Annotated in this window: 26 protein-coding genes; 17 read left to right on the top strand and 9 right to left on the bottom strand. The window is 44.5% G+C overall.

Features of this window, described 5'->3' with window-relative positions:
- Positions 1 to 25: 25 nt before the first annotated feature.
- Together ACJVC5_RS10570 and ACJVC5_RS10565 are read left to right on the top strand one after the other, a co-directional pair.
- On the top strand, positions 26 to 1,024 hold the full coding sequence (locus ACJVC5_RS10570; protein ID WP_408095476.1) for an alkaline phosphatase D family protein: 999 nt from the start codon (positions 26 to 28) through the stop codon (positions 1,022 to 1,024).
- A gap of 34 nt (positions 1,025 to 1,058) precedes the next feature.
- The gene (locus ACJVC5_RS10565; RefSeq protein WP_408095475.1) at positions 1,059 to 2,039 is read left to right on the top strand and encodes an alkaline phosphatase D family protein; all 981 of its coding nucleotides are present in this window, start codon (positions 1,059 to 1,061) and stop codon (positions 2,037 to 2,039) included.
- A gap of 115 nt (positions 2,040 to 2,154) precedes the next feature.
- On the opposite strand, the gene ACJVC5_RS10560 is transcribed toward ACJVC5_RS10565, so the two are convergent.
- Positions 2,155 to 3,468, bottom strand: a complete 1,314-nt coding sequence (locus ACJVC5_RS10560) for a hypothetical protein (protein ID WP_408095474.1) — start codon at positions 3,466 to 3,468, stop codon at positions 2,155 to 2,157.
- Positions 3,469 to 3,640: 172 nt separating this feature from the next.
- Here ACJVC5_RS10560 and ACJVC5_RS10555 point away from each other — a divergent pair, with 172 nt between their 5' ends.
- The gene (locus ACJVC5_RS10555; protein WP_408095473.1) at positions 3,641 to 4,096 is read left to right on the top strand and encodes a hypothetical protein; all 456 of its coding nucleotides are present in this window, start codon (positions 3,641 to 3,643) and stop codon (positions 4,094 to 4,096) included.
- 156 nt (positions 4,097 to 4,252) lie between these two features.
- Positions 4,253 to 6,349 (top strand): PKD domain-containing protein, encoded by a 2,097-nt coding sequence (locus ACJVC5_RS10550; RefSeq protein ID WP_408095472.1) that lies wholly within the window; start codon positions 4,253 to 4,255, stop codon positions 6,347 to 6,349.
- 39 nt (positions 6,350 to 6,388) lie between these two features.
- Here ACJVC5_RS10550 and ACJVC5_RS10545 read toward each other — a convergent pair whose 3' ends face one another.
- Positions 6,389 to 6,742: a hypothetical protein gene (locus ACJVC5_RS10545; RefSeq protein WP_408095471.1), complete on the bottom strand. Its 354-nt coding sequence runs from the start codon at positions 6,740 to 6,742 to the stop codon at positions 6,389 to 6,391.
- A gap of 223 nt (positions 6,743 to 6,965) precedes the next feature.
- Between ACJVC5_RS10545 and ACJVC5_RS10540 the strand changes: the two genes are divergently transcribed.
- The 3 genes from ACJVC5_RS10540 to ACJVC5_RS10530 are packed head-to-tail and all read left to right on the top strand — an operon-like array spanning position 6,966 to position 8,868.
- Positions 6,966 to 8,054 (top strand): SprT-like domain-containing protein, encoded by a 1,089-nt coding sequence (locus ACJVC5_RS10540; protein ID WP_408095470.1) that lies wholly within the window; start codon positions 6,966 to 6,968, stop codon positions 8,052 to 8,054.
- A 9-nt stretch (positions 8,055 to 8,063) separates the two neighbouring features.
- Positions 8,064 to 8,504 (top strand): PaaI family thioesterase, encoded by a 441-nt coding sequence (locus tag ACJVC5_RS10535; RefSeq protein WP_408095469.1) that lies wholly within the window; start codon positions 8,064 to 8,066, stop codon positions 8,502 to 8,504.
- A complete protein-coding gene (locus ACJVC5_RS10530; RefSeq protein WP_408095468.1) occupies positions 8,482 to 8,868 on the top strand; it encodes a DUF423 domain-containing protein in 387 nt (128 codons plus the stop codon). The genes ACJVC5_RS10535 and ACJVC5_RS10530 overlap by 23 nt, the downstream gene beginning before the upstream one ends.
- On the opposite strand, the gene ACJVC5_RS10525 is transcribed toward ACJVC5_RS10530, so the two are convergent.
- Complete coding sequence (locus ACJVC5_RS10525) at positions 8,854 to 9,984, bottom strand: hypothetical protein (RefSeq protein ID WP_408095467.1); 1,131 nt, start codon at positions 9,982 to 9,984, stop codon at positions 8,854 to 8,856. The two genes, ACJVC5_RS10530 and ACJVC5_RS10525, sit on opposite strands and share 15 nt — an antisense overlap.
- A 41-nt stretch (positions 9,985 to 10,025) precedes the next feature.
- Positions 10,026 to 10,730, bottom strand: a complete 705-nt coding sequence (locus ACJVC5_RS10520) for a 7-carboxy-7-deazaguanine synthase QueE (protein WP_408095466.1) — start codon at positions 10,728 to 10,730, stop codon at positions 10,026 to 10,028.
- 143 nt (positions 10,731 to 10,873) lie between these two features.
- Here ACJVC5_RS10520 and ACJVC5_RS10515 point away from each other — a divergent pair, with 143 nt between their 5' ends.
- From ACJVC5_RS10515 to ACJVC5_RS10495, 5 genes are read left to right on the top strand one after another with little or no spacing between them, the layout of a single operon-like run.
- Positions 10,874 to 11,773: a hypothetical protein gene (locus ACJVC5_RS10515; protein WP_408095465.1), complete on the top strand. Its 900-nt coding sequence runs from the start codon at positions 10,874 to 10,876 to the stop codon at positions 11,771 to 11,773.
- Positions 11,773 to 12,321, top strand: coding sequence for a hypothetical protein (locus ACJVC5_RS10510; protein WP_408095464.1), 549 nt, complete (start codon positions 11,773 to 11,775; stop codon positions 12,319 to 12,321). The genes ACJVC5_RS10515 and ACJVC5_RS10510 overlap by 1 nt, the downstream gene beginning before the upstream one ends.
- On the top strand, positions 12,302 to 12,643 hold the full coding sequence (locus tag ACJVC5_RS10505; RefSeq protein ID WP_408095463.1) for a hypothetical protein: 342 nt from the start codon (positions 12,302 to 12,304) through the stop codon (positions 12,641 to 12,643). Before ACJVC5_RS10510 ends, ACJVC5_RS10505 begins: the two co-directional genes overlap by 20 nt.
- A gap of 38 nt (positions 12,644 to 12,681) precedes the next feature.
- Positions 12,682 to 13,710, top strand: a complete 1,029-nt coding sequence (locus ACJVC5_RS10500; protein WP_408095462.1) for a hypothetical protein — start codon at positions 12,682 to 12,684, stop codon at positions 13,708 to 13,710.
- Positions 13,707 to 14,075: a hypothetical protein gene (locus tag ACJVC5_RS10495; RefSeq protein WP_408095461.1), complete on the top strand. Its 369-nt coding sequence runs from the start codon at positions 13,707 to 13,709 to the stop codon at positions 14,073 to 14,075. The genes ACJVC5_RS10500 and ACJVC5_RS10495 overlap by 4 nt, the downstream gene beginning before the upstream one ends.
- Here ACJVC5_RS10495 and ACJVC5_RS10490 read toward each other — a convergent pair.
- The gene (locus ACJVC5_RS10490) at positions 14,055 to 14,435 is read right to left on the bottom strand and encodes a hypothetical protein (RefSeq protein ID WP_408095460.1); all 381 of its coding nucleotides are present in this window, start codon (positions 14,433 to 14,435) and stop codon (positions 14,055 to 14,057) included. The two genes, ACJVC5_RS10495 and ACJVC5_RS10490, sit on opposite strands and share 21 nt — an antisense overlap.
- 36 nt (positions 14,436 to 14,471) lie before the next feature.
- On the opposite strand from ACJVC5_RS10490, the gene ACJVC5_RS10485 reads away from it, so the two are divergent.
- Together ACJVC5_RS10485 and ACJVC5_RS10480 are read left to right on the top strand one after the other, a co-directional pair.
- Complete coding sequence (locus ACJVC5_RS10485) at positions 14,472 to 15,905, top strand: aldehyde dehydrogenase family protein (protein ID WP_408095459.1); 1,434 nt, start codon at positions 14,472 to 14,474, stop codon at positions 15,903 to 15,905.
- A gap of 91 nt (positions 15,906 to 15,996) precedes the next feature.
- Positions 15,997 to 16,698: a hypothetical protein gene (locus tag ACJVC5_RS10480; protein ID WP_408095458.1), complete on the top strand. Its 702-nt coding sequence runs from the start codon at positions 15,997 to 15,999 to the stop codon at positions 16,696 to 16,698.
- Here the strand turns inward: ACJVC5_RS10480 and ACJVC5_RS10475 are convergent.
- Positions 16,695 to 17,444, bottom strand: coding sequence for a hypothetical protein (locus tag ACJVC5_RS10475; protein ID WP_408095457.1), 750 nt, complete (start codon positions 17,442 to 17,444; stop codon positions 16,695 to 16,697). The two genes, ACJVC5_RS10480 and ACJVC5_RS10475, sit on opposite strands and share 4 nt — an antisense overlap.
- 118 nt (positions 17,445 to 17,562) lie before the next feature.
- Between ACJVC5_RS10475 and ACJVC5_RS10470 the strand changes: the two genes are divergently transcribed.
- The gene (locus tag ACJVC5_RS10470; protein WP_408095456.1) at positions 17,563 to 18,231 is read left to right on the top strand and encodes a hypothetical protein; all 669 of its coding nucleotides are present in this window, start codon (positions 17,563 to 17,565) and stop codon (positions 18,229 to 18,231) included.
- Between the two features lie 28 nt (positions 18,232 to 18,259).
- Here ACJVC5_RS10470 and ACJVC5_RS10465 read toward each other — a convergent pair whose 3' ends face one another.
- On the bottom strand, positions 18,260 to 19,168 hold the full coding sequence (locus ACJVC5_RS10465) for a TIGR01777 family oxidoreductase (RefSeq protein WP_408095455.1): 909 nt from the start codon (positions 19,166 to 19,168) through the stop codon (positions 18,260 to 18,262).
- A gap of 112 nt (positions 19,169 to 19,280) precedes the next feature.
- Here ACJVC5_RS10465 and ACJVC5_RS10460 point away from each other — a divergent pair, with 112 nt between their 5' ends.
- The gene (locus tag ACJVC5_RS10460) at positions 19,281 to 20,408 is read left to right on the top strand and encodes a patatin-like phospholipase family protein (RefSeq protein WP_408095454.1); all 1,128 of its coding nucleotides are present in this window, start codon (positions 19,281 to 19,283) and stop codon (positions 20,406 to 20,408) included.
- Here the strand turns inward: ACJVC5_RS10460 and ACJVC5_RS10455 are convergent.
- Positions 20,392 to 21,726: a DEAD/DEAH box helicase gene (locus ACJVC5_RS10455; protein WP_408095453.1), complete on the bottom strand. Its 1,335-nt coding sequence runs from the start codon at positions 21,724 to 21,726 to the stop codon at positions 20,392 to 20,394. The two genes, ACJVC5_RS10460 and ACJVC5_RS10455, sit on opposite strands and share 17 nt — an antisense overlap.
- A 157-nt stretch (positions 21,727 to 21,883) precedes the next feature.
- Here ACJVC5_RS10455 and ACJVC5_RS10450 point away from each other — a divergent pair, with 157 nt between their 5' ends.
- On the top strand, positions 21,884 to 22,981 hold the full coding sequence (locus ACJVC5_RS10450) for an Lsa36 family surface (lipo)protein (protein ID WP_408095452.1): 1,098 nt from the start codon (positions 21,884 to 21,886) through the stop codon (positions 22,979 to 22,981).
- Here ACJVC5_RS10450 and ACJVC5_RS10445 read toward each other — a convergent pair.
- The gene (locus ACJVC5_RS10445) at positions 22,944 to 23,465 is read right to left on the bottom strand and encodes a thermonuclease family protein (protein ID WP_408095451.1); all 522 of its coding nucleotides are present in this window, start codon (positions 23,463 to 23,465) and stop codon (positions 22,944 to 22,946) included. The genes ACJVC5_RS10450 and ACJVC5_RS10445 overlap by 38 nt on opposite strands.
- Positions 23,466 to 23,531: the final 66 nt, after the last annotated feature.

The following is a 23,531-nucleotide window of genomic DNA, read 5'->3' as shown; positions in this document are numbered from 1 at the left end:
ATGATCCCTCTCGCCGGAGGTGACCATGCGTTGGATTATCGCTTTGATTTTGTTTCTTTCCGGAATCGATGCCTTCTCAAATACCAACAGCGAGAGAATTAGTTCCATCAAGGAATTAAAACGCTTCGTTTTTGGTTCCTGTAATAATCAACATGATCCCCAACCATTATGGACAGAGATGGCAAAAGTAAAACCAGATCTTTTTATCTGGGGTGGAGATAACGTCTACGCTGACAAACAGAATAAAAATTTAAAGGCCGCTTTCGACAAACAAAACCTCGTTCCCGATTATATCCATTTCAAAAAGAAATTTCCTCTCATTGGAATTTGGGACGATCACGATTTCGCCACCAACAACGCCAATGGACACTATGCCTACAAGGACCGCAGTCAAAAACTCTTCTTAGATTTTTTGGAAGAACCTCTGAATTCGCCCCGACGAAAACAGCAGGGTGTCTATACCAGTTACACTTTCGGTAAAACGAAACTCATTCTTTTAGACAATCGCTACTTCATGGATGTTGAAACAACTGCACCCATGCTTGGCGAAGCTCAGTGGCAGTGGCTCGAACAAGAACTCAAACGCTCGACCTCGAAACTCACTTTCATCATGGCCGGTCTCTCCATCCTCTCGCCGGTGCACCCTTTTTCAGATGGATCATGGGCCAACTATCCAACTGAGCGCGACCGCTTGTTAGAGCTGGTCGAAAAACATCGCTCCAGAGGAGTTATCTTCTTAACTGGTGACATGCATTTCTCCAGCATCTTTCATCGCCATGGCCACTTAGAATTTATGTCCAGTGGCATGACTCACAGAGTGCCACAAGTTCTCTGGTGGTATTTAGGGCGCCGTTATGAAACTTCTTTCTTTGGGTTAAATTACGGACAAGTGGATATCCAATGGGAAGGTTCAGTTCCACTTGTCACAATGATGATTCGCGATCGTTATGGGAATGAGTATCACAAGAAGACTTTTCGCTTCGAGAAAAACGATTGGTTCGAAGCACCATCCATTTCCGAGTAAATAGTGCAAGGATTCCTCCACCCAGGAGGCCACTATGCACACCTTTGCGTTGCTCTTGCTCTTCTCTCTCACATCGTTCGCACAAACCAATCACGACAGAGTCACAAATCTCACCACCATCAAACGTTTTGCTTTCGGTTCCTGCAATGATCAAAATGACAAACAGCCTTTGTGGAACGACATGATTAAACAAAAACCTGATCTGTGGGTCTGGGGCGGAGACAATATTTACGCCGACTGGGGAAAATCAGAAGCAATTGATCGCGCTTATAAAATTCAAAACGCGCATCCCGGCTATGCAAAATTTAAATCCATGACTCCCATGATCGGCACCTGGGACGATCACGACTATGCCTACAACAATGCAGATGGAAACAATGCCTTCAAAAAAGAAAGCCAACGTCTGCATCTCGATTTTTTCGATGTGCCCGCAGACTCTCCTCGCAGGCTTCAAGAAGGAATCTATACCAGTTATCAATTTCTCGGAGAGGGTGGACAAAAAATTAAATTCATTATTCTGGATAACCGTTACTTTAAAGATGTGGATCCCAAGTCCCCTATGTTGGGTGAGGCCCAGTGGCAATGGTTAGAAAATGAACTTAAAAATAGTACCGCTGATTTACATTTCTTCGTTGTGGGCCTTTCGGTCTTCTCGCCCACTCTTCCCTACACGGAAGAATGGTGGCACTACCCAAAAGAAGTGGAACGCATGCAAAAAGTTTTAAAAGGAGTGAAGGCACCGGTGTTACTCACTGGTGATAAACACTTCTCGAGTATTTTTAAATACTGGGGGCAACTGGAGTTTCTTTCGAGTGGCATGACTCACACTGTGAACCGCAAGGCCTGGTGGTATATCGGAAGAAAATATCCCAAAACTTTTTTTGGTCTCTCTTACGGACAAATTGATATTTCCTGGGCAGACACTATGCCCATTATAAAAATGACCATTCGAAATGCGACGGGAAGAAACATTCATCCAACCACGTGGAGATGGGAGAAAGGAAACTGGCACTAAATCGCCGACTCCTCGGCATCGTGCCGCCGTCGGCATACCGGTCTCGTTCGCATTCGCGAACTTCCTGACCATAAAAAGGGCCAGGAGTTTCCTCCTGGCCCCCCAAAAGGGAGTATCACTTGAGCTCTACGAAAATTCCTTCGTATTGCTTCTCAGTGTCTGGCTTCTTCGCGTTCATGATCTCACCTTGAAGCATGAGTTTGCTTCCGAGTTTGATTTTCATGCGCATGTTTTTCTTCTGAGGTTCGTTCTGAATTAGACCTTTAAGATCAATGCTTAGCGCGGCCTTGTTTTCAACCTGACCCAATTCAGCTTTGGCGTTTGGATATTCGGTCTTCGCCTCAGCTATCGTTTTAAGTTTTGTGAGAAGTGAATTATGAGTAATCTGAAGGTCCACTGAACCTTGCGCACTCATCGCTCCTTCCATGACAACAATTAGCTTTTGAGTCCCCGCCTCTAAAGAAGCACTGGCAACAGCTGTCGGGAAAGAGATGGGAAGCATGCGAGCGTCCATCACTTCAAGAACCAACGAGCCTTTCAGCACAATTTCTTTCTCAGTTGATGCAGCAACTTTTACTTCTTTCTTTTTAAGGACCACAAACACTTGAGGTTCTTTGAGAAGTTTTGCTTCCATCACAAAGGCCGTTAGTGCAGGAGTTGTTTCTTTTACCAACACACTCATTGGGAACTCTTCAACCAGACCATTCGTTAGGATTTGAACGTTCACTTCAGATTTGATGGTTTTTTCAGATGTGCGGTTTTCTATGCGAGTTTCAGTACAAGCATAGGACTCAGATCTATATTGAGTTTCCATACCACAAACGTTTTCAGAGTAAGGAATTTGCGAACATTCGTTGCGACCTGGAACAGTTTCACAACGACGGCGAGTGACGTTGTCACATTCTTGATCTGTGTAGCTGACGTTACGACAAATGCGTTCGCCCGGAACATCGTGACAAGACATTCCTCCGCCCACTTCCGTGCAATGCTCACCCGGCCTTACATCAGTGCAAACACGACGACCATCCGGACGAGTTTGACAAATTTGTCTGGCAGGACGATCAGTACAGATTCTACGAGTAGGTTGTTGTTGGCAAACTCTGCGACTTGGACCAGATGAGCACTCATGACGAGTGCGGATCACTGGACGGCAAATACGATCAGTATCGTTCCAGCAACGTTCCGAGGCAGGAACCCACGAGCAAGATTGACGGTAGCGAGTAACATCACGACAAACACGAACTTCATAAGGAATCTGGCGAGTACAGGTGCTTGGGAATTCCACAGGAACTTGCGTGACCTGTGTGACTTTCTTCTCACCTCTAAGAACTTCAGCGTTCTGACCGTTAAACATGAATGACGTTTCGATCTGGGCAGAAGTCATCACTGGAAACAATAAGCAAATAGACAACAGTAAGTTGCGAATCATCGTGGACACTCCTTGTGTATACTTGAGCGCGAGGGTTGCAATTAAAGTGCCATCACTTTTGAAAATATTTCTCGATACTTGACGCGAGACGCATTGTTACTGGGGCCAGTTTGACTTTGACAGTCTGGGGCCACGAATGTTGCAATTATTGAAAATATCATAAGGAGAATCCATGCGTTTCATCGCTGCCTTCGCTCTGTTTACTTCTTTTTCTGCCATGGCTTGCCCAGATCTTTCTGGAACATATACTGCTTGCCGCTCTCAAACTGGTAGCACTGCCGGTTCAACCGATGTTGTGATCACTCAAGCGATCCAAAACAGAGCGACAACTTACTCTATGACTTCAACTGATCCTGATACAAATGAGCGTAAGACCGAAACTTACCGCGCCGATGGCCGCATTGTTTCTGAAACCATCACCGATCCGGACAGTGGCATGACCATTTCGATGAGTTCAGTCGTAAAATGTGTGAACAACACTGTGAACATGAATATGAAAGTAACAATGGCCGGACAGCAAGTGGCGAATGTAACAACAGTCATGAGCAAGGCCAACAAACAACTTACGATGAAAATGACGGGTAAAAATTTTGATGAGCCGATCAACGAGACACTTATCTGCGAGTAAGTGGTAGATTGTGGAATAAGTGTGTAACTATTCCGAGTAAACCATTCTCAAATTATCTAAATTTTCAAATTTCTCACTGACCAAAAAGTTTTTAATCTTTCATCAAATACATTTCTTTTTCATAATCAGGTCTCATCATCACGAGGAGACCTAAATATGACCAACAGGAAGTTGATCGTTCCCGCCCTACTTTTGACACTCTCATTCTCAGAAGCGAATGCCAAACCCGGGTTGAAACCAGTAACAAAGAATGAACTTAAATACATGCAGAAAGAACTTGGTATTAGACGTATCAAGCGAGTTAAACCCAATGCCTTGGGGCTAAAAAGAATCAATGCAGAGAGGGCCAAAAAAGGTCTCTCTACTCTGCCAGCATCTGCCATGAAATATGGAAAAGAAACAGAAGTTGATTCGGTTTCAGACGTCGACTCTGAACTGGTCGGTGCTATTTCAAGTGAGGTCTCATCAGAAGATTTTGGTGGATCTATGCCGGCCGCCATTGATAATAGTTTGCTTCCATCTTTTCCTACCATCGGTAATCAGATCCTAGGATCTTGTGCCGCTTGGGCCATGGGCTATTACCAGCACTCACATAACAATGGTCTGGTCATGGGATGGGCCAATAATACAACCACTGATAACTCACACAAGTGTTCTACCAAGTTCGTTTATAACATGATCAACGATGGTGTCGATGATGGCGCTTACTTCGCGGACGCGCTTGCGATGCTACAAAAACACGGATGTGTTCCTTGGAGTGTCTGGCCGGAAGATTCAAACTACCGTGAATGGAACACAAACCTTGATCATCTAAAGATCGCTCTTTCACGTAGAAACAATGCCGCTCAATACATCACCAACGTCGATACGGCCGCGGGCCTTGAGCAGGTAAAACAGCTCCTCGCCAATGGATATGTTCTGACCTACGGAACTTATATTACGTCGTGGACCTACACCACCATCAAGGCCGATCCTGCTCAAGCTTCTAATCCACTCGCGGGCCAACAGGTCATGCGCTATATGAACGGAACAGTGGATGGACACGGTATGACCATTGTTGGATATGACGACAATGCATGGGTGGACATTAACAACAACAACGTGGTTGATACCGGTGAGAAAGGTGTTCTCAAAATCGCCAACTCTTTCGGAACGTCATGGAAAAACAAAGGCTATGTTTTCCTCGCTTATGATGCTTTAAAAGCGGTCTCTGCGGTTCCAGGAGGCCCTAGCTCTGGACGAGTGGCCGCCTTTATGTCGAATCGCGTGTATCACCAGGTGCCTCGTTCGGCCAATGGTGTTGCTTATCAGCCAAAGTATCTTGCGAAGTTCACGATGAACCACGCTAGACGAAATCAGCTCGCCGTTAAATTTGGTTGGTCAACCACCGCCAATACTTCAGCGACAAGTACTTTCACTCCATTCACTCTTTATAACAAAGGTGGAGCTTACGCCTTTAACGGAACAACTACTGCAGTAACCAGCACTTTCCTCATGGATATTTCTGACCTGCCTTTCAATGGTTCAGATAATAAAGTTTATTTCACCATGACGGACAGTTCGACGGGTTATCCGGCCACGCTTTCATCGTTTGAAGTTATGGATGTCGTCAACTCCACTCAATCGGCCGCAAGTATCCCGACTCCACTTACTGCTGATGGAGGTTCAAAAACAATTTCGATGAACTATGTTCCAACGAACGCGAACATGGCCCCTGTCGCAAGCATCTCGTCTTCAGTGTCGTCTGGGTATGCTCCACTTGCAGTCAACTTCGATGGAGGAGCTTCGACAGATCCAGATGGAACGATTGCCTCTTACACCTGGAATTTCGGAGACGGTACAACGGCCTCCGGTGCTTACGTGACAAAAACGTATAATAATTCTGGGAACTACACGGCCACACTGACTGTTAAAGATAATGATGGCGCAACTTCCAGTGCAACAAAGACCATCAACGTTTCAGCGGTCTCAACTGTCGATACAACGAAACCAGTGGTAACTCTCACGAGTCCGGCCAATGGAGCAAGGTACTCCCGTTATGCAACCGTTCCTGCCGCGGCCACTGCGAGTGATAACAAAGCGGTAACGAAAGTGATTTTTTATGTAAATGGATTCAAGAAGTGCACCGACACAACTGCTCCTTATACATGTAACTTCTCGATGCCGAGAGGAACCAGCGTATCTGTTAAGGCCCGTGCTTACGATGCCGCCAACAACTATGCTGACTCAAGTACCAATTATATTTCGAATTAATAGGAGAAATGAAAAGGCCCTTGAAAAAGGGCCTTCTTTTTAGATTTCTTTTTTAGTATCGCAGAGAACTTCCGCCGCCACTTCACGAATTTCATCAATCAAGTGACCTTCTAATTTTGCTTCCGAAGTACAAGACTTCAGCACCACCTGGAAGCCAAGTGCGTTTCCATCGAAACGAGTCTGGCGACCAAAGCTGCCACACTTCACTTTTGATTTCTCCATTGGAATTTCAAGCTGCTTATTGATCACAAGGCTCTCTTCCTTGATCTCAATTGATTTAACCCCAGTCACAGTCGTTTCTTTAAATTTACAGTCTAGAGACAGAGCAAAAGCATTGTTCTGAAGAACTACTAGAACGAATAAAAATAGAGAAGCTGTGATGAGCTTTAACATTCCTTTCCTCCTTCATGTGGTATGGAATATTTAAGAAATAACAGGTTTTTCTAATCTATGTAAGAAGTGCATTTTGGCACTATGAACTTTTTTTTTCGCCATTGATTTCGAGTAGTTTCAAGAGTGACATTTTGGCACCTGTTCCTTTTTTCACAGTGAAAATTCAAGCTTTCTCTTACAACCTCCTATAGACCTTAAATCTCCCAAGGATTAGAATGGGCCCATGCTTATTTACGACTCAACCACCATTGCATTCACTCAAAAGGCCGAAGCTTTTCTAAAAGAAATCTTAATTGAGCTGGGCTTTCAGGTTAAACGTAACAGATTTGTTTGTAACAAGTACCTCTATCCCATTCATGTTGTGGCCTTCGAGGGAAAAGAATGGGGACACTTTAATGCCCCTTATATGCAAATTGGTCTGAACCGTAAGCTTATCTATATGGCCAAGGACAGTGTGATCCGAGACATCCTTAGACATGAACTCGCGCATTACCTTACCAGCATCTATTATCCAAAGGTCACTTCCTCTCACGGGCCGGAATTCAAAGAAATTTGCCAGCGTTTTGGATTTCAGGAAGAAATTGCAAAGGCAACCATGGACCTTGAGACCGCCAACCTGGACAAGGAAGGAGATCTCCACTCCGAAAAAGTTCTGGAGAAGGTTAAAAAACTTTTACAACTGGCCCAAAGCTCAAACGCCCATGAAGCAGAACTGGCGACCTTAAAGGCCAATGAGCTCCTTTTACGTCACAACCTGGATTACCTGAAAGATCGCGAAGAGCCGATCTATATGGATCGCCTGTTGATTCAGGCCCGAAAGGACTCAAAACTAACGGCCATTTACGAGATTCTGCGCCATTTTATTGTAAAACCTGTCATCTCCATGGGCCGCAACACCTGCTGCCTGGAAGTCTCAGGGTCTTTAACGAACGTCAAACTCGCGGGCTACGTGGCCAATTTCTTAAACCAAGAACTGGATCATATGTGGGAAGAGGCCCGAAAAGAACACGGCTTCTCAGGGCTCCGTGAAAAGAACTCTTTCTTTTTGGGTGTGGCCCAAGGCTTTAACCTCAAAATGAAACAGGCCAAGGAAAACTACAGCACGGAGGACCGTAAGGCCCTGGTGACAGTGGAAAAGCAGTTAGAGGTAGATATCCAAATGATTTACCGCAGGCTCTCTTTTACCCGATCAGGTCATCAATCGGACGCCCGCGCCAATCAGCATGGTATGGAAAAAGGCAAGAATCTGACCATTCGAAATGCGGTCGAAGGCAAAGCGAAAAACCTTTTCCTCTCATTCTCAAAGTCTTAAACTTGAAGCATGAAAAGCTTCACAGAAATTTTTAAGTCCATTAATAAATTTGACCAGGAAAACGAACTCACATTTGAGATTCACTCTCCTGGTTCTATTACCTACAAGATGATTGTCAAAGAAAAGCATCTGAGCTCACCCAACATTGCTCACGGTGCGGTCATCGCGGGGTTTATGGATTGTGTGCTTGGTCTTTCGGCCCTTTCTGAGGCCGTGACGAGAGAAAATCTCACTTCCACAGTTGAATTCAAAATTAATTACATCCGTCCGGTAAAACTTGGTGAAGAACTTGTTGGAACCGGCAAGGTGATTCACAAAGGTAAGAGTCTCATTATTAGTTCAGGAGAGATCCGTGTCGGCGGAGAACTCGTGGCCGTGGGGCAAGGGACTTTTAACACTTACCCATTTGCTAAAAAGGACTTCTTAAATGACTTTACATCCGTTGGCTAAAAAATCTCTCGTTATTGGTTCTGCCTTTCTTTGTCTGGGAGTTTTAATCGGGGCCTTTGGTGCTCATGGTTTGAAAAACATCGTGGCCATTGAAAAGCTTGTGACCTTCGAAACTGGTGTCCGTTATCACTTCTACCACGCTCTTGGGATGATTTTGATTGGGCTTATTCAGCAGACTTTTCAAACTCTGCGTTTAAACGTCTCTTACTATGCCTTCTTCGCGGGAATTTTACTTTTCTCGTTTAATTGCTACTTCTATGTCCTGACTGACATCAAGACCTTCGCCATGATTGTACCGCTAGGTGGGCTTATGTTCGTCTTGGGTTGGGGTGCTCTAACCGTGCAGGCCTTAAAACTTCGGTAGTCCGAAACCACAATTGTTTCTAAGATACACGTCGAATTCCTCGTCCGTTGGAAACTTAAATTCAATTGGGTTCACATCTAGTGGTAACCAGAAATCTTTTTTTGGACGGCGACACTTCTGTCCTGTTTGACCGTTCATAATCAGAACTTCGGCCGAACCGACTGTACCGTACTCCATATCGATCTTGGTATTTTCAAACTGCCCAAGTTGAGGTGATTGTCCGCGAGCATTCACACGCAGAACAACACCGCGACCTTGGTATTTAAGATCAGGATATTTTCTCTTAAAGCGATCTTTCGAGACATCCACCGGGCCTTCAGTGAAAACTCCATCAATGATCTCTTTAGAGTCTTTGTGAAAGACCATTTTTTCACCATTCGGTAGAGTCACATCAATGGTGCTTCCACGTTGCTCAACCAGATGCACGTTCTTTCTTGGAAAGAACCAAAAAATGGAATGCATGGTATGCGAGACCGTATCATTAGGAGCATCGTAAACTTCTAGTGAAAGATTCTGGCGGGCCTGTTCCGGATAATCGAAATTAAAGACTCGTTGAGAATAAGGATTACGAGTGGCATCCACGATGCGGTTGTCTCCGGAGTTCTCAATCGAGAAACCGTCGGTCGGATGGTTTGTATTCATACCGTCCCCTACACGAGGATGCTGAAATGAGTGCTGATTTAAAAGTTGCAGTTCATCTTTCACCGGAGCAATGGTTGTTTTCAGAACGATTTCCTTACTCACAACTTTTTCCTGCCAATCCACTCGCATGCGAATGTTTCGGCTCTTCACTCTTGGAAGAATTTCAGATTTATAAACGCCCTGTTTTAAAACGAAGGGCTTTGCTTCAACGTCTTCACTGGTTGAAAGGGTAAGATCACTTGGATCCACATCTGTTAGAAGACGACCTTGATCATCAAAAAGTTTTACGATGAGAAAAGTTGAATCCATTCCCGTCGCAAGAATCTGCGGATGCTTCAATTCCCCTTCAATTCTCTTCACCACCACTTCTTCACGAGTAAGACTCGCCAAATAGCGCTTGGATGAAGTGTATTTAAACTTCAGAGGTGGAGTTTGAGAACACGCAATAAGGAGGAATAGGGCCAAATATCGCATGCCCTCTTATCGGTTTGTGGCCCGTAAAACTGAATAGCTGATTAAACTAATTTGGCTTCAGGCCCGTAGACCCATTTATGTTGTTGGCCAATGACACGGAAAGGGAGTCCAAACTGCTCATTAAGCTGAACAACTTGTTGAAATCTGTTCATTGGGAAAGCTTCCCCTGGCTCAAAACATGGGGTCAAACACCAAGGGGCAATAGGAACTGAACCCTGGGCCTTAACGAAATGGAAGGCATCGAAAGTAGCTTCGAAGTCTTTCTTGTCTGCTACCACGGCCTTGATTTGCGCCTTGTGGCCATATTCCAGAAGAAACTTCAAAAGAAGTTCTTTAGAAGTCTTCACTGTTGTTGATGGAGTTTTAAAATCGTAAGAAACGAAGTCCACCTGATCAAAAACATCTTTCACAATACGAGTTCCAGCGGCCTCAATATTGATGAAATAACCACGGCTCTTTAACTCTTTGATCAGCTCAATCAGAGATGGAACATGAGACGGATGAAGCGGATCTCCACCAGTAATTGAAACGCGCTTAATGATATTTTGCGAGAGCGTTTCAACTTGCTCCATGACTTCATCAAGTGACTTTGTGTAAGATGGATCAAAGTCCCAAGTTTCCTTGGTATCACAGTTCACGCAACCCACGTGGCAGCCCTGAAAGCGCACGAAAATCTGAGGGATTCCAATATGGATTCCTTCGCCTTCGGTGGCCCGGTAAATGGAGTTGATGAGGAGTGTTGTCATGGAGGCGGAGTATAGCATGGTGGCGAGGCTTAGAAAACCTAGAGTTTCCACTACTTAAACCATTAGTAATTTTTACAGTAAAACGGGCATTTTCCCCAATTAAGTGGGGGATTTTCCTAGAATATCCCTAATAAGGATTATTTATGAAAGCATCACAAATTCTCATTGGCATGTGCCTTTTGGCCACAATAGTCGGGTGTAACGATACGGGGAATCAAACCAGAAAACCTGTAACGGATGTCTCAACTGGTGAGCTTGAACCGGATTCACAAACAATCATGTCCGGCATTCATCGTGAAAAAGGTGCGACCCAACTTAACTACGCTGAGGAAATTACCAAGACCCTGGCCAACGATCTACCGGGTGCCATCTATCGCCCAGTTCCTGATATTGAAAAAGACGACGAAGGAACAGATGGTGTGAACGTTAACACTCGCTCAAGTCTCGGTCGTCCGAAAACTGTTTGTGGTGCTACGGGAACTTTCAACGGAATTAATGCACGCATTGCCGACTGTGCTCAAAAAAATGGTGCGGCCGCCATTTGGGAAGGCCCTCGCTATGGTTCTTCAGGGGAAGGAACATGGCAACTTGTGGCCCTTCTCGATAGTACAAAAGAAATCTGGATGGATGTTCGCACGGGCATGGTCTGGTCTGACACGATCAAAAATATGGAATCCGGTGCAATTGAGTTTAACTGGTGTAAAGCAGCGGGAACTGAAACTCTCCCGACTCCAACTTCATCTATCGACTGCAATGCTGAGGCGGCCGGTGAAAAAGTTTGTACCAATCTTATCTATGATGAAATTGGCACTCAAATCGAATGGCGTCTTCCTACACGAAATGACTTCCTTCAGGCGGATCTCGATGGTCTACGTTTTGTTCTCAAAAAAGAAACGAGCAATGGTCTTTGGACCGCAACCATCAAGGCCGGATCGACTGGTCGATCTGAAGCTTGGATCTATCAATCTTCCAATGGAACATTGATTAGCGGAGAACTCACCACCACTCGTCAGGTGAAGTGCATTGGAACTCCAAGGTTGTAATGAATTTAGAGGCCACCTACCAAAAAATTCTTTCTGAAATTGATCAGGGCCATCGAGGCCTTCAACGTTTTACCAACGATGATCTGGAAGAACTCAATTCCCTGTACCTCGAGTCTTTGGCAAAAAAAGATTTTGATTCGGTTGAAAAAATTCTGTGCTTAGTTGAGCACTCGGCCGGTCTTTTTGGGAAATTTGAGGGCGCCATCATTCAAACCTTGAACTCTCCAATACCTGACAACCTTATTATTTTCGCTCTTAACTGCGCCAGAAAACACATTATCGAGGCCCGATTTCAGAAGGGCCAGCGTCTCGATTTCACTTTTCTAGAGGCGATTAAACAACACCTCTTTTCTAAAAATCCTGAGGTGGTTGAATGGACTCTTCGTCTGATCGAAGGGACCGGAAACCAGGGTATATATTTTTTGAGGGAATTTGATAAAATTAAACCAGGCCCATGGAAATGGTTTAATTCCCACCAACGGGCCGTGAGAGAAATTATCACGCTTCTAGAAAGAAGATGGAGCCCTCTTGAAAAACCCAGAACTTGATCCCAATAAGGCCCTGGACGTGATCCGCGAGATCGAAAACATGGCCGGCATGCCGAATTTTGATCTCGAACAAAGAGAAGATATCCAAGTTAAAATCAGAGTGAACGAACAAGTGGGACCCGCTATGTTTCGTCCCGATCCCCTCATCCCCGGGGGATATATTGCAAATTCCTTAACAATTCGGGCGATGCGACCGGACATCTTTGTTCTTGGTGAATCACTTGAAGATTTCTCGGCCGAAGTTGAGTGCGCTTGCGGGAAAACATTGGACGTCCAATTCTGGAAACTTTGCCCATTTTGCGCACGGGAAATAAAACCCTAGTCTTTGACTCCTCCAAAAAAAAAAGACACAATTAGTTAATGCTGATCGTTCAGAAATTTCATTCAATCCATGAGATTGATCCTGAATTCATTCCGAATATTGAAGTTCTCCTTCAGGAGGACGTGGCCTCTTTTGCCACTTTAGTTCAGCGCCATGACGGTGCCCCAAACGGCGATGTTTTCACCTACTTTCTTTTTTTCGGACCGACTCAAAACGCTCCGATTGGTTTTTGCCAACTTTGCTTAAAATCAATTCCTTCAAAAGATATTCTGCCTTGGTGGAGAAAACTAAAATTCTGGGACAAAGATCACCTTCACTGGAAACAGGCCACTTGGCAGGTGGGTGATGGCAGTTCTGGACTTTGTGTTTTTGATCCGCGTTTCGCCAGATCAGGAAAAGAAAAAGTTCAGGAACTCATCCGCGAGTACGAAGCACGTCCGGATATTATGGCCCACGAGCTTTACTGCTTAAAAGGTCTTCAGGACTACACGTTCTCAAAAGATCTTGAAACCAAATGGAGCAAAGAGGCCTATGTGCTTGAGCCCCTGGCAAAAGCATTTAAGACCTATCAAGACTATCTTCAAAGCTTGGAGACTGATGTTCGTAATGACATCAAGGCCTCTTGGAAAGAGCTGCATAAGAAAGGCAAGATTGATCTAGGCGATTATCCTACTCCTAGTGAAACGCCGAAGACTCTTCCAATTCCATCAGAGCAATTAGAAATCTGGGACAAATGGGGAGCACAGGTTCTGACGTTTGAAAAAGATCTTCAGGTTCTTGGTTGCTTACTGGTTCTCAAAGGTAAAAACGGAAACGTGTTCTTTGAACCGTTCCCATTTGAACCAGAGGGCGAATCCATTGTCAGTGACGAACTTTATACTCAATACGCTCTTCTTAAATTCTTTGAAATGCCGGACGCTCGTAAGTGTCATTTGATGAAATTTGGTTCAAAACTTGTGTTTGAAGAAAAAGAAGATCTTCGCTTCTTCCAGGCCCAGGGCTTTCAACTTAAAACTGTCGTTAGACAATTCCAGTCTGAGTTAAAAGAACTCTCTCATCCACTATGACAGATAATGAATGGATCTATTCAGTGGTCGAATCGTTTTATGATAAGGCAAAGACTGACATCCTGATTGGTTATCATTTCAGAGTCATTAAAGATTTTGATGAGCATATTCCTCGAATTGTTTCCTTCTGGGAACTTCAACTAAAAGGCAAGGCCTCACGTCCGATTGAAACACCTTTTGATGTGATGAAAGTCCATGTGCCACTGGGAATTAAGCGCGGAGAAATTGGAAGATGGCTGGTACTTTTTCGAAAGACCTTGGACGAACAAGTGGCCCTTCATCCAGAGATGAAACCACTACGCGAACAATGGGAAAAGAAGCTGGTTGATTTCGAAGGAAAGTTCTTACGGTTTTTTGGCCTCTAAACTCTCAGTCACAAATTTCTCTAAGATCGGTTCACCGGTCACATCGTCCCACAACCAATTGCGCGTATAGTATCCACGAAACTTCTTGGCCGCATAAATGGCATCGGCCTCAGTCATGAACTCGACACCGATAAACTCGAGATCTTTTACCTTCACAATGTGAGCAGATAAACAGCCATCAGAATAATCAGAACAGCTCACTCCTTCCGTCATGCTCTTAGGCAACACGATCGTTACACTTGGATCGGCCTTCAACGCTTTAAACAGAAGTTCCTCTTTGGTATACTTGAGTTCTTTTGTGCAAGATGCACTTAGTATGGACAGAGTCAAAAGAGTAAGCGGAAATAGGAATGTTCTCATACTCAAAGTTTAAACGAAACTCGACGAAGGACAAGTATGTTTCAACTACCAAAACACCTTCCCCTTAAATTTACCAAATCAACCGGCAAAGACATGGATATCCTTTCCCCTAACGATGGAAAGCTTCTGACCCGCGCCCAGATGGGAACGCCGGAGGACATTGAGCTTCTTCTCTCAACCATGAAAGAGGCCCAGAAATCCATGGCCGCCTTAAAACCTTTTGAGCGTTCGAAAATCTTAAAGGACGTGGCCCAGGATCTTAAAGGTCAGGTGGATTATCTTGCTTGGGTGATTGCCTCTGAAGGCGGGAAACCTCTGAAAGACGCTAAGGCGGAGGCCGCTCGTGCGGTGGCGACGCTGGAACTTTGTGGCGAAGAAACCGCGGGGCTTGTGGGTGAAGTTGTTCCGATGGAGAGAACCGCGGCCGGAAAAGATCATGTGGCCTTCACCATTCGTGCACCGATTGGGCCAGTGCTTGCAATCTCGGCCTTTAATCATCCTTTAAATCTTATTTCTCACCAGGTGGGTTGTGCTATCGCCAGTGGTTGTGCAGTGGTTTTAAAACCAGCTTCTGCGACTCCTATTTCAGCATTCCTCTTGTTAGAAGCTTTTGAGCGCGCGGGCCTTCCAAAAAATGGTCTTCGTGTTTTAAATGCAGAAGTTCCTCTGGTTGAACATCTGGTGGCATCTCCTGTTTTTGATTTTGTTTCGTTTATTGGTTCGGCGAAGGTGGGCTGGGAGATGAGAAAGAAAATTGCTCCTGGAACTCGTATGTCGTTAGAGCATGGTGGACAAGCGGCGGCGATTGTTCGCGAAGATGCTGATCTTATGCCCGCGGTAACGGCCCTCTTAAAAGGTTCTTACTATCACGCGGGCCAAGTTTGTATTTCAACTCAAAGAATTTTTGTCCACGAGCAGATGTACGCGGCCTTCTTGAATGAATTTAAATCAGGTGCAGAAAAATTAGTCACCGGCCCTGCGACTGATGAAAAAACTGATGTGGGTCCTCTGATTCGTCCGACAGAAGTTGAACGCATTCAAAAATGGATCGGAGAAGCTGAGAAACGAGGAGCGAGAGTTATTTTAGGAAATAAAGTTTCCGGTGAACAAAAGCAGTATCTCTCTCCTACTATTCTCACCAATGTTCCCCGAGACACCACTCTCATGACAGATGAAGTATTTGGTCCAGTGGTGTGTATCAATAGCTATAACGATGAAAAAGAACTTCTTGAGTACTTAAACTCTAATCCCTATATTTTTGAATCGGCCCTTTTCACTCGCGATATCTCCAAAGCTCTTCGCTGGGCCCAGGATATTTCCACTATGACATTTGTGATTAATAATCACACTGCTTTCCGCGTGGATCAAATGCCATTTGGAGGCCATAAGATGTCTGGACTTGGAATGGGTGGTGTGAAGTATCAGATTGAAGAGATGACGAGAACGAAGCAAGTCATTATGAAGTACTAATTCAGCTTTGAACTAAATCTCCACTCCCGTTCACTCAGGCTTTCTCACTCGTTTCTTTCGTTTTACATATGCCTCTTTCAAAGAGGGGCATATGAGCAAAAACCAATTAAGTCTTAATCTCTACCTAGGAAACTGGGGCGGCAGACGTCCTGGTTCAGGAAGAAAAAGAATCCATTCAAAAGGTGTTGCTCATCGCACTCGCGGAAAGGTCACTCATAGAACTCCCGTTCACATTAACTTTAAATATCGAACGTTCATCAAGAATAAGTTCTGTCTCAAACTCTTGAAAAGGGCAATAATGAATGCCCGCAAACAAGGTTTAAGAGTCAATCAATTTTCACTTCAGTCCAATCATGTGCATCTTATTATCGAAGCTGAAAACAACGAAATACTAACGAGAGGCATGAGGTCATTAACCATTACATTTGCCAAGGGGCTAAACAAAGGTAAGGTCCAAATCGAGCGTTATCACTTGCACGTTTTGAAGACGATCAAAGAGGCCAAGCATGCGGTTCAGTATGTCCTCTTCAATCAGCAAAAACACGGAGCCGCAGGAGCGGCGAGCGACGGCTGCAAAGATTTGCAGTCCCGTAGCAGGAAGCGGAGGGAAGAAAAAGGCACATATTCAAAAATTGATGAATATTCTTCCTTGTTATCCATGAAAAATGCAGTGGATTTGATCAGAAATTTCGCTCGCGATAAGAAAATGACATTAAAAGTAGAAATAAGAGATAAATGGATTCGAGATGAGGAAAGAAGCTTCCTTTTGAAAGAAGGTCTCACCCAACTTTAAGGCGCGAACCAACAACGAGGACGCTCTTTCTCAAGTAGCCCGGCCATCATCGTGTCCAGACGACACTGAGGACTTGGATAGAATGTCGGTGAAAGATCAGTTTTCTTCACCACTGTTTTGTCAGGAGTATCATAGTAAGTGTCGTTTGGTCCTTGAGTGCGAAGAAACATTCTCTCCACTTCAAGTTCTTGGAATCCACGATAACAAAGTTTTAGATCTTCGCTCTTCTTAAATTTGGCCTCACATAATTTTGCTGTGTAAGTGTCCGGTGCTTTCACGGGAACTTCTTCAGGAAGACGCTTAAAAATTCTCTTAATGCAATATCGAGCGGCATAGTAATCAGACTGGCCCTCAGTTGAAGCTTGAATGTTATCTGTTTTGTTCTTGTAAGGAGCTCCACCGATACCGTGGCCCAGTTCATGACAAAGAGTCATCGCCACTCCATCCATGGTCATTCCAACCATTTTTCCATACCCACCGAAGAGATAGAGATTGTGGTCTTGCAGGCCAGTTTGAGGATCTTTGTAACCACTATAAGAAGCATGAGCGGCCTCCAAGTCCCACCAAAAGTTTGGCGTTGCGGGAGTTGGAGGCCTATTGATGTTTAGTCGTGCGTTTTGAGCTTTAAGTTCCGGTCCGAATTCTAATTCGAAGACCGCCTTCACAATTTGAAATTCGGCCAGGGTCACCTGAGCAACGGCAGAGAAAGAAAAACATAGGGAGAAGATGGCCAGAAGTTTGAACATGAAGTTTCTTTAGCACACTGCTGACGGCTTACAAGTCAGCGGGATATTTTTTCATGGATCATTGAGCGAAATCCAGACTTGAGTTAAAAAGCGCCATCTATTTTTAATGAGGTTTAAGATGATTAAGTTTTTAATCCTGGGTTTCTTTGTAATTTTTACGGCCCATGCTGCTCCTTACAAAATCCATGCCCCTCAGAATCTTTCTCTAGAGGAAGGCGCAAGTCTCTTGAAGTCCCATGTAGAAGCTTCGCTTTTTTTAGGCACTAATTCCTTCACACTTGATAAGGGCAATAATAAGGCCAAAGATAACTCTCATATCAATGGTGATTTCATCATACTTTGGGGCGTTGGTAGCAATGCTACTGATCAACAAATCACCAAGACTGAATACCAGAACATGTGGCGTATCATGGATTACCTGAATGACCTCAATTTTCGTGTCATCATGAACGTTCGTTCAACTTCATCAGATTTGGCGACAGCTCTTCAGTCTTCCACTGCTTCAGTAGTTCTTTACTCATCTCACGGAAATGAGACTGGTTTTTACGATTATAATTTAACCATGGTTCCCTATTCGATCTTTAAGAAACTAGGGCCCAAGCTTTATCAGTTTATTCTTTCTGCCTGTTATGGAACTCAGTCCCTAGAATATTATGAAGTGCCTGAGCATCTCTACACTCTTTCTTGGAGTGGTCTCACTGACTCCACAGATTTGATAAATTATCTTACAAGTAATCATTGGACAGGGCTGGAAGGAAAAGAAAATCTAAAAACCGAGAAGAAATAAAAAAGGGCCCGATTTCGGGCCCTTTCTCTTAGTAAGCTGTTTCTTTAAGTGCCATTTCCAGAGTTGGATAATGGAAGCGGAACTTCTGCTCTTTAATCTTCTTCGGAAGAACTCTTTGTCCCTCTAATAGAACAGAAGACATTTCACCGAAGGCCGCTTTCAAAGCGAAAGCTGGAACCGGCATAAGGGCCGGACGGTGAAGGGCCTTTCCAAGGGCCTTTGTGAATTCTTTATTGGTAGCAGGATATGGAGCTGTACCATTTACTGCACCTTGAAGAGTTGGATTTGTTACAGCTTCAACATAGATTGAAGCAAGATCGTCTACGTGAATCCAGCTCATGAACTGTTTGCCGTTTCCAATTGGACCACCAGCACCTAGTTTGAAAACTGGAAGCATTTTTTTAAGAGCGCCGCCGCCGCGACCAAGAACAACACCTGTACGAACAACAACTACGCGAAGACCAAGGTCTTTAGCTTTGAAAGCTTCCGCTTCCCACTCTTTGCAAAGGTTAGCAAGGAAGTCACTTCCAGTTGTTGAAGTCTCAGTGATCTCTTCAGCATCACGGTTACCGTAAATACCAACAGCAGAAGCTGAAACCAACACTTTTGGTTTTTTCGGCATATCAGCGATGGCCTTAATCAGAAGATGTGTTCCGTTAATACGTGAATCATGGATACGGCGTTTTTGAGCATCATCCCAACGTTTATCAGCGAGACCCTCGCCCATAAGGTTAATAACTGCTTCAACACCTTCAAAAGCTTGTTGAGAAGGAACACTTACAGCGTCCCATTGAACGAATTTACAGCGGCTGCCAAGATTTAAGGCCGATTTAGCAATGTTACGAGTTAGCACCACCACTTCGTGCTTATTTTTTAGTAACTCTTTAACAACTCTTTGACCTACAAAACCTGAGGCCCCAGTAACTAAAACTCTCATGAATTCACCTCTAAAAAAATTTTCATCCCATTCTAACCCGACGCTCATAAAGTGTCTCTAATTTTGTCCTCTTGCTCCTAGCAACTTTTCCGAACTCGTGCATAATATTCTTATGAATAAGAAACTCGGTCTAGTGATGACGGGTGGTGGAGCTAGGGCGGCCTATCAGGTCGGTGTGGTCCGCGCCATCTATGAGATTACCAATCGTAAACACAACCTATTCGAAGTAATTACCGGAAATTCCGCCGGTGCCATTAATTCCACCTACCTCGCGGCAAATGCTGAAAACTGGGATGTTGCCACCCATAATCTCACCGCTCTGTGGGGACGGGTCAAGCCTGAGAACGTTTTCGATCTTCGAACCCGAACAATTTCAGAACTAGGTCTTAAGTGGATGTCTGGTACGCTTTTAGGAGGACTTACTCCCAAAGGAAGTACCGCCAATCACCTACTGGATACGGCACCTTTAAGAAAGCTCGCCCAGCGCGAGATCAACTTCGAAGACATCATCAAAAACTTAAAGCAGGGTCATCTTCACGGTGTTTCTCTTTCAACCACTAACTACAACTCTGGCAGTAATGTGGTTTTCTATCAGGGCCATGAAAAGATCAATGACTGGTCACGCTCTGATCGCTTCTCTCTTCGTTGTGATATAAAAATTGATCACCTAATGGCATCGGCCGCGATTCCCTTTTTCTTTCCGCCGGTGCAAATTGGACAAAGTTTTTTTGGAGACGGTTGTATTCGTCAAACCACTCCTCTCTCGCCTGCCATTCACCTTGGTGCAGATAAAATTATCGGCATTGGTGTTCGATATCCACGCCCTCACGAGCAAGTGAGACACATGGCACTCTCGCCTTTTCAGAATCCGACGATCGGACAAATTGCCGGTGTGATGTTAAACGCCATTTTCATGGACGCATTGGAAGCAGATGTTGAGCGTATGAGGAGAATCAATGAACTTATTGCTGAAGGTGCTCACAAAGAACTAAAATCAATTCCTATTCTCATGATTAAACCTTCTCGCGATCTCGGTAAAATGTCGGCCGAACACGTGAAGGAGCTTCCGCAAATGCTTCGCTATCTTTTAAAAGGGATTGGTGTGGCAGGAAATGAAGGAACGGATCTTTTAAGTTATCTCGCCTTCGATTCTTCATATACCAAGCCCCTGGTGGAGCTTGGTTATGACGATACGATGAAAATGAAAGAAGAAATTCGAAAATTTACCGACGACGTTTAATACCGCGGTTACGTTGAACTTTCGCAGGAGGAGCATTACGAAGCTCCTTCTCAGTTTTTTGTACACGAGCGGCGCCACGAACGTTTTTCTTTTGACCACGGAAAGTGGCAGGAGCTTTTTCAACCACCTTTTTCACCACTGGTTTGTCCTGCTTCATCTTCTCTTCAGGAATGATGTCGAGGTTCAAGTGCTTCTGGTTCATGACCGCTTCGTTGATCTGACTGATCATTTTCGAATCATGGTAGGCCACAAGGTTATAAACAATCCCTTTTTTTCCTCCACGACCTACACGTCCACAGCGGTGAAGATAGTAGATGGCGGTTTTCGGTAGACCGTAGTTAAGCACCCATGCAAGGTCCTTAATATCAATTCCTCGAGCAGCAACGTCAGTTGCGACAAGAATCTGTTGTTTACCTTCTACGAAAGAACGAATAGCAGCTTCACGATCTTTCTTTTCCAGATCACCGTGAAGAAGCTTCATTTTAAGCTTCGGCATTTTTTCTGAAAGATATTTGAAAAGATCTTCTGCCTGGTTTCTTTGGTTGGTGAAGATAATTCCACGCCCTTGAGCTTGTTTCTCAAGGAACATTCTTACCACCATGTCTTTCTCGGCCGGAGTGACTTTCACATTGAAAGTTTCAATACGGCTTTGAGGAGCGTGTGAAACTTCAGATGCAATTCTTGTGAAATGTGTTTCAGGAAATTTTTCCTGAATATAGTTTTCAACTTCAACTGGAAGAGTTGCAGTAATGAAACCAAGTTGAACCTGGTTCATATCAAGGTACTCGATCATGAAGTCAAGATCACGCTTGAATCCCATATCGAACAATTGGTCCGCTTCATCAAAAATCACGTATTGAAGTTGATTGAAGTTGAGCTCTTTTTTCTGGATCGCACTTTTGATACGCGATGGAGTTGCGATGAGAATTTCATATGAACCACTCGCCACTGATTTCATCTTCGCATGAGTGTCGCCACCGGTTAGGTCACGCACACGAAGTTTTAGATGGTGAGAGATGCTTTTAAAGACACCATGAATCTGAACCGCAAGTTCACGAGTCGGGGCCACAATAAGCGCATAAGGAGCACCTTTCAGGGTGTTTTTTCTGCCTTCATCTTCTTTTTGTTTAAGTTTGCTCGCGATCGGAAGAGCGTACGAAAGGGTCTTCCCCGATCCAGTTTCCGATAAAACGATCACCGATTTCCGATTCATGATCTCAGGGATCACTCTTTTTTGGACCAAAGTGGCGGTTTTAAGCCCCTGTTCCGTAAAATAGGCTTCGAGACCGGGATGAAATTCAACATTTAAGAAGGCCATGAGTGTCCTCAATTCGTGTAGATAGCTAGTTTTGGGCTGGTGTATCACGCGGGTCAGCCTTTGTCAGGGGAAGAGGTAAAAAATTCTAAATTACGGCGACCCCCCTGGGGCCAGTAGAATAAAGGCTTGAACCAAGTCCCGTTACGGGAAGGAATTAATGAAAAAGCTGCTCTTTACCCTCATGGCCCTTTCAATGGGACTCTACGCCTCTGATTCTTCTGCCCAAATCTTTACCATCAAGGTCACAGACTACGGCGGGATTGCTGATCCTACACTGAGAAACTTCGTGGATGAGCAAATTCTCAAAGTTCAAAATGAAATCAACAAAGACCTTCCAAGTGCTCCCCCTGAGAGATTAATGGAAGGGATGGCCAATGCCTCGGTAATGGCCGGTAAAGGTCTCGCTTCTGATTACGCTTCCGGTATGAAAGTGTTTCTCATTGGTGCCAACGTTGGTGCGGGTGCCGATCTCGCCAAAGATAAGAACACTGACAGTGACGTAAGTGGTGTTGGTGTTGCTCCTGGTGTGGTCGTGGGTATGAATCTTGGCTTCATGGACGCTGAGAAATTTCTTGGAATGGACACCAACCGTTTAAATCTTTATTTGAACTTCATGTCGTATAAACATGAACAACAAATCAATGAAGATCCAGGCAAAGAATCAAGTGCAGATCTAGACATGACGGCCCTTGGTTTTAGAATGCGCTACGACTGGATTGAAGGAAATGGTTCAAAACTTCTTGGCTGGGGCGGAGTAAAGTTCCACTTCGGTTATGAATACAATAAAACCAATATCGCTTTTAACAGTAAGATCAATGAAAGCGTGAATGAAACCAGCAGTACTGGTGAAGTTCTGACTGGAACGATTACGGGAGCCCCTCAGGCCAATATTGCAGTGGCCACACATTCTATTCCACTTGAACTATCAACCGATGTTCAGCTGCTTTATATCTTGAGTCTCTATGTGGGCGTTGGTGCCGACTATTCATGGGGTCAGGCGAAAGGTAACGGAACACTGAATGCTCCTACTTCTCCTATCACCTGTAATGGTGGTGCTGCTTGTGGTGGCGGTCAAACAATTCAGGTTCAACCAGACGCCAACATCGATGCTACCGGTAAAGCGAGCGGCTTCCTTTATCGTGGTTTTGCTGGTGTTCAAATCAATCTTCCGTACTTCAGAATCTACGGTCAGGTGAATAAACCCATTGGTAATGACCTTATCGGTGCGAACGTGGGTGTGCGTTTCGTTTATTAAACTTTCTCCAATCCTTGGGCCTTTGGAATCCTCCATGGGCCCAGAGTCCTCTCCTCTCATTTTTCGCCTTCTGCAGTTCTCTTAAATAAAAGTATTTTTCTTCCATAGACTCAAACTCAGCATGAGGATAAAGACTCACGCATCCCTCTTGGATAAGCTTCAAGCTCACATGGTTTAAATCTCCTAAAAGTCTTCGATAAATATCCTGTTTATAGATAGTGAGTTGAGTACTTGTTCCGATCGGAAGAAGCTTTGCTAAGCAGCCCCGTGAAAACCTTCCCGCCTTTCCCTGCCCAAATTCCGGAGCATCTAGTTTAGAAAGTCTCACCTTCAATTTCTGACGTTTATAACCAACCAGCACGGTGTCTCCGTCATAAACTTTCAGTACTTTGACCGTGAGTTCTAGGGGGAACAAGTCTGTAAGATCTACCCTTTGCAGGAATAAGCTAAACAAAGGCAAAAGAATCTGATAGTGTCGGCCCATTCAAAGTCCTTTACTGGAAACGCCCATGCTTCGGCATGTGGAAAACAATTTTGCCCAAAGGAAAGT

Source organism: Peredibacter sp. HCB2-198, from assembly GCF_045999315.1.
Classification (GTDB): domain Bacteria; phylum Bdellovibrionota; class Bacteriovoracia; order Bacteriovoracales; family Bacteriovoracaceae; genus Peredibacter.
This window is presented reverse-complemented; position numbering and strand designations above follow the sequence as displayed.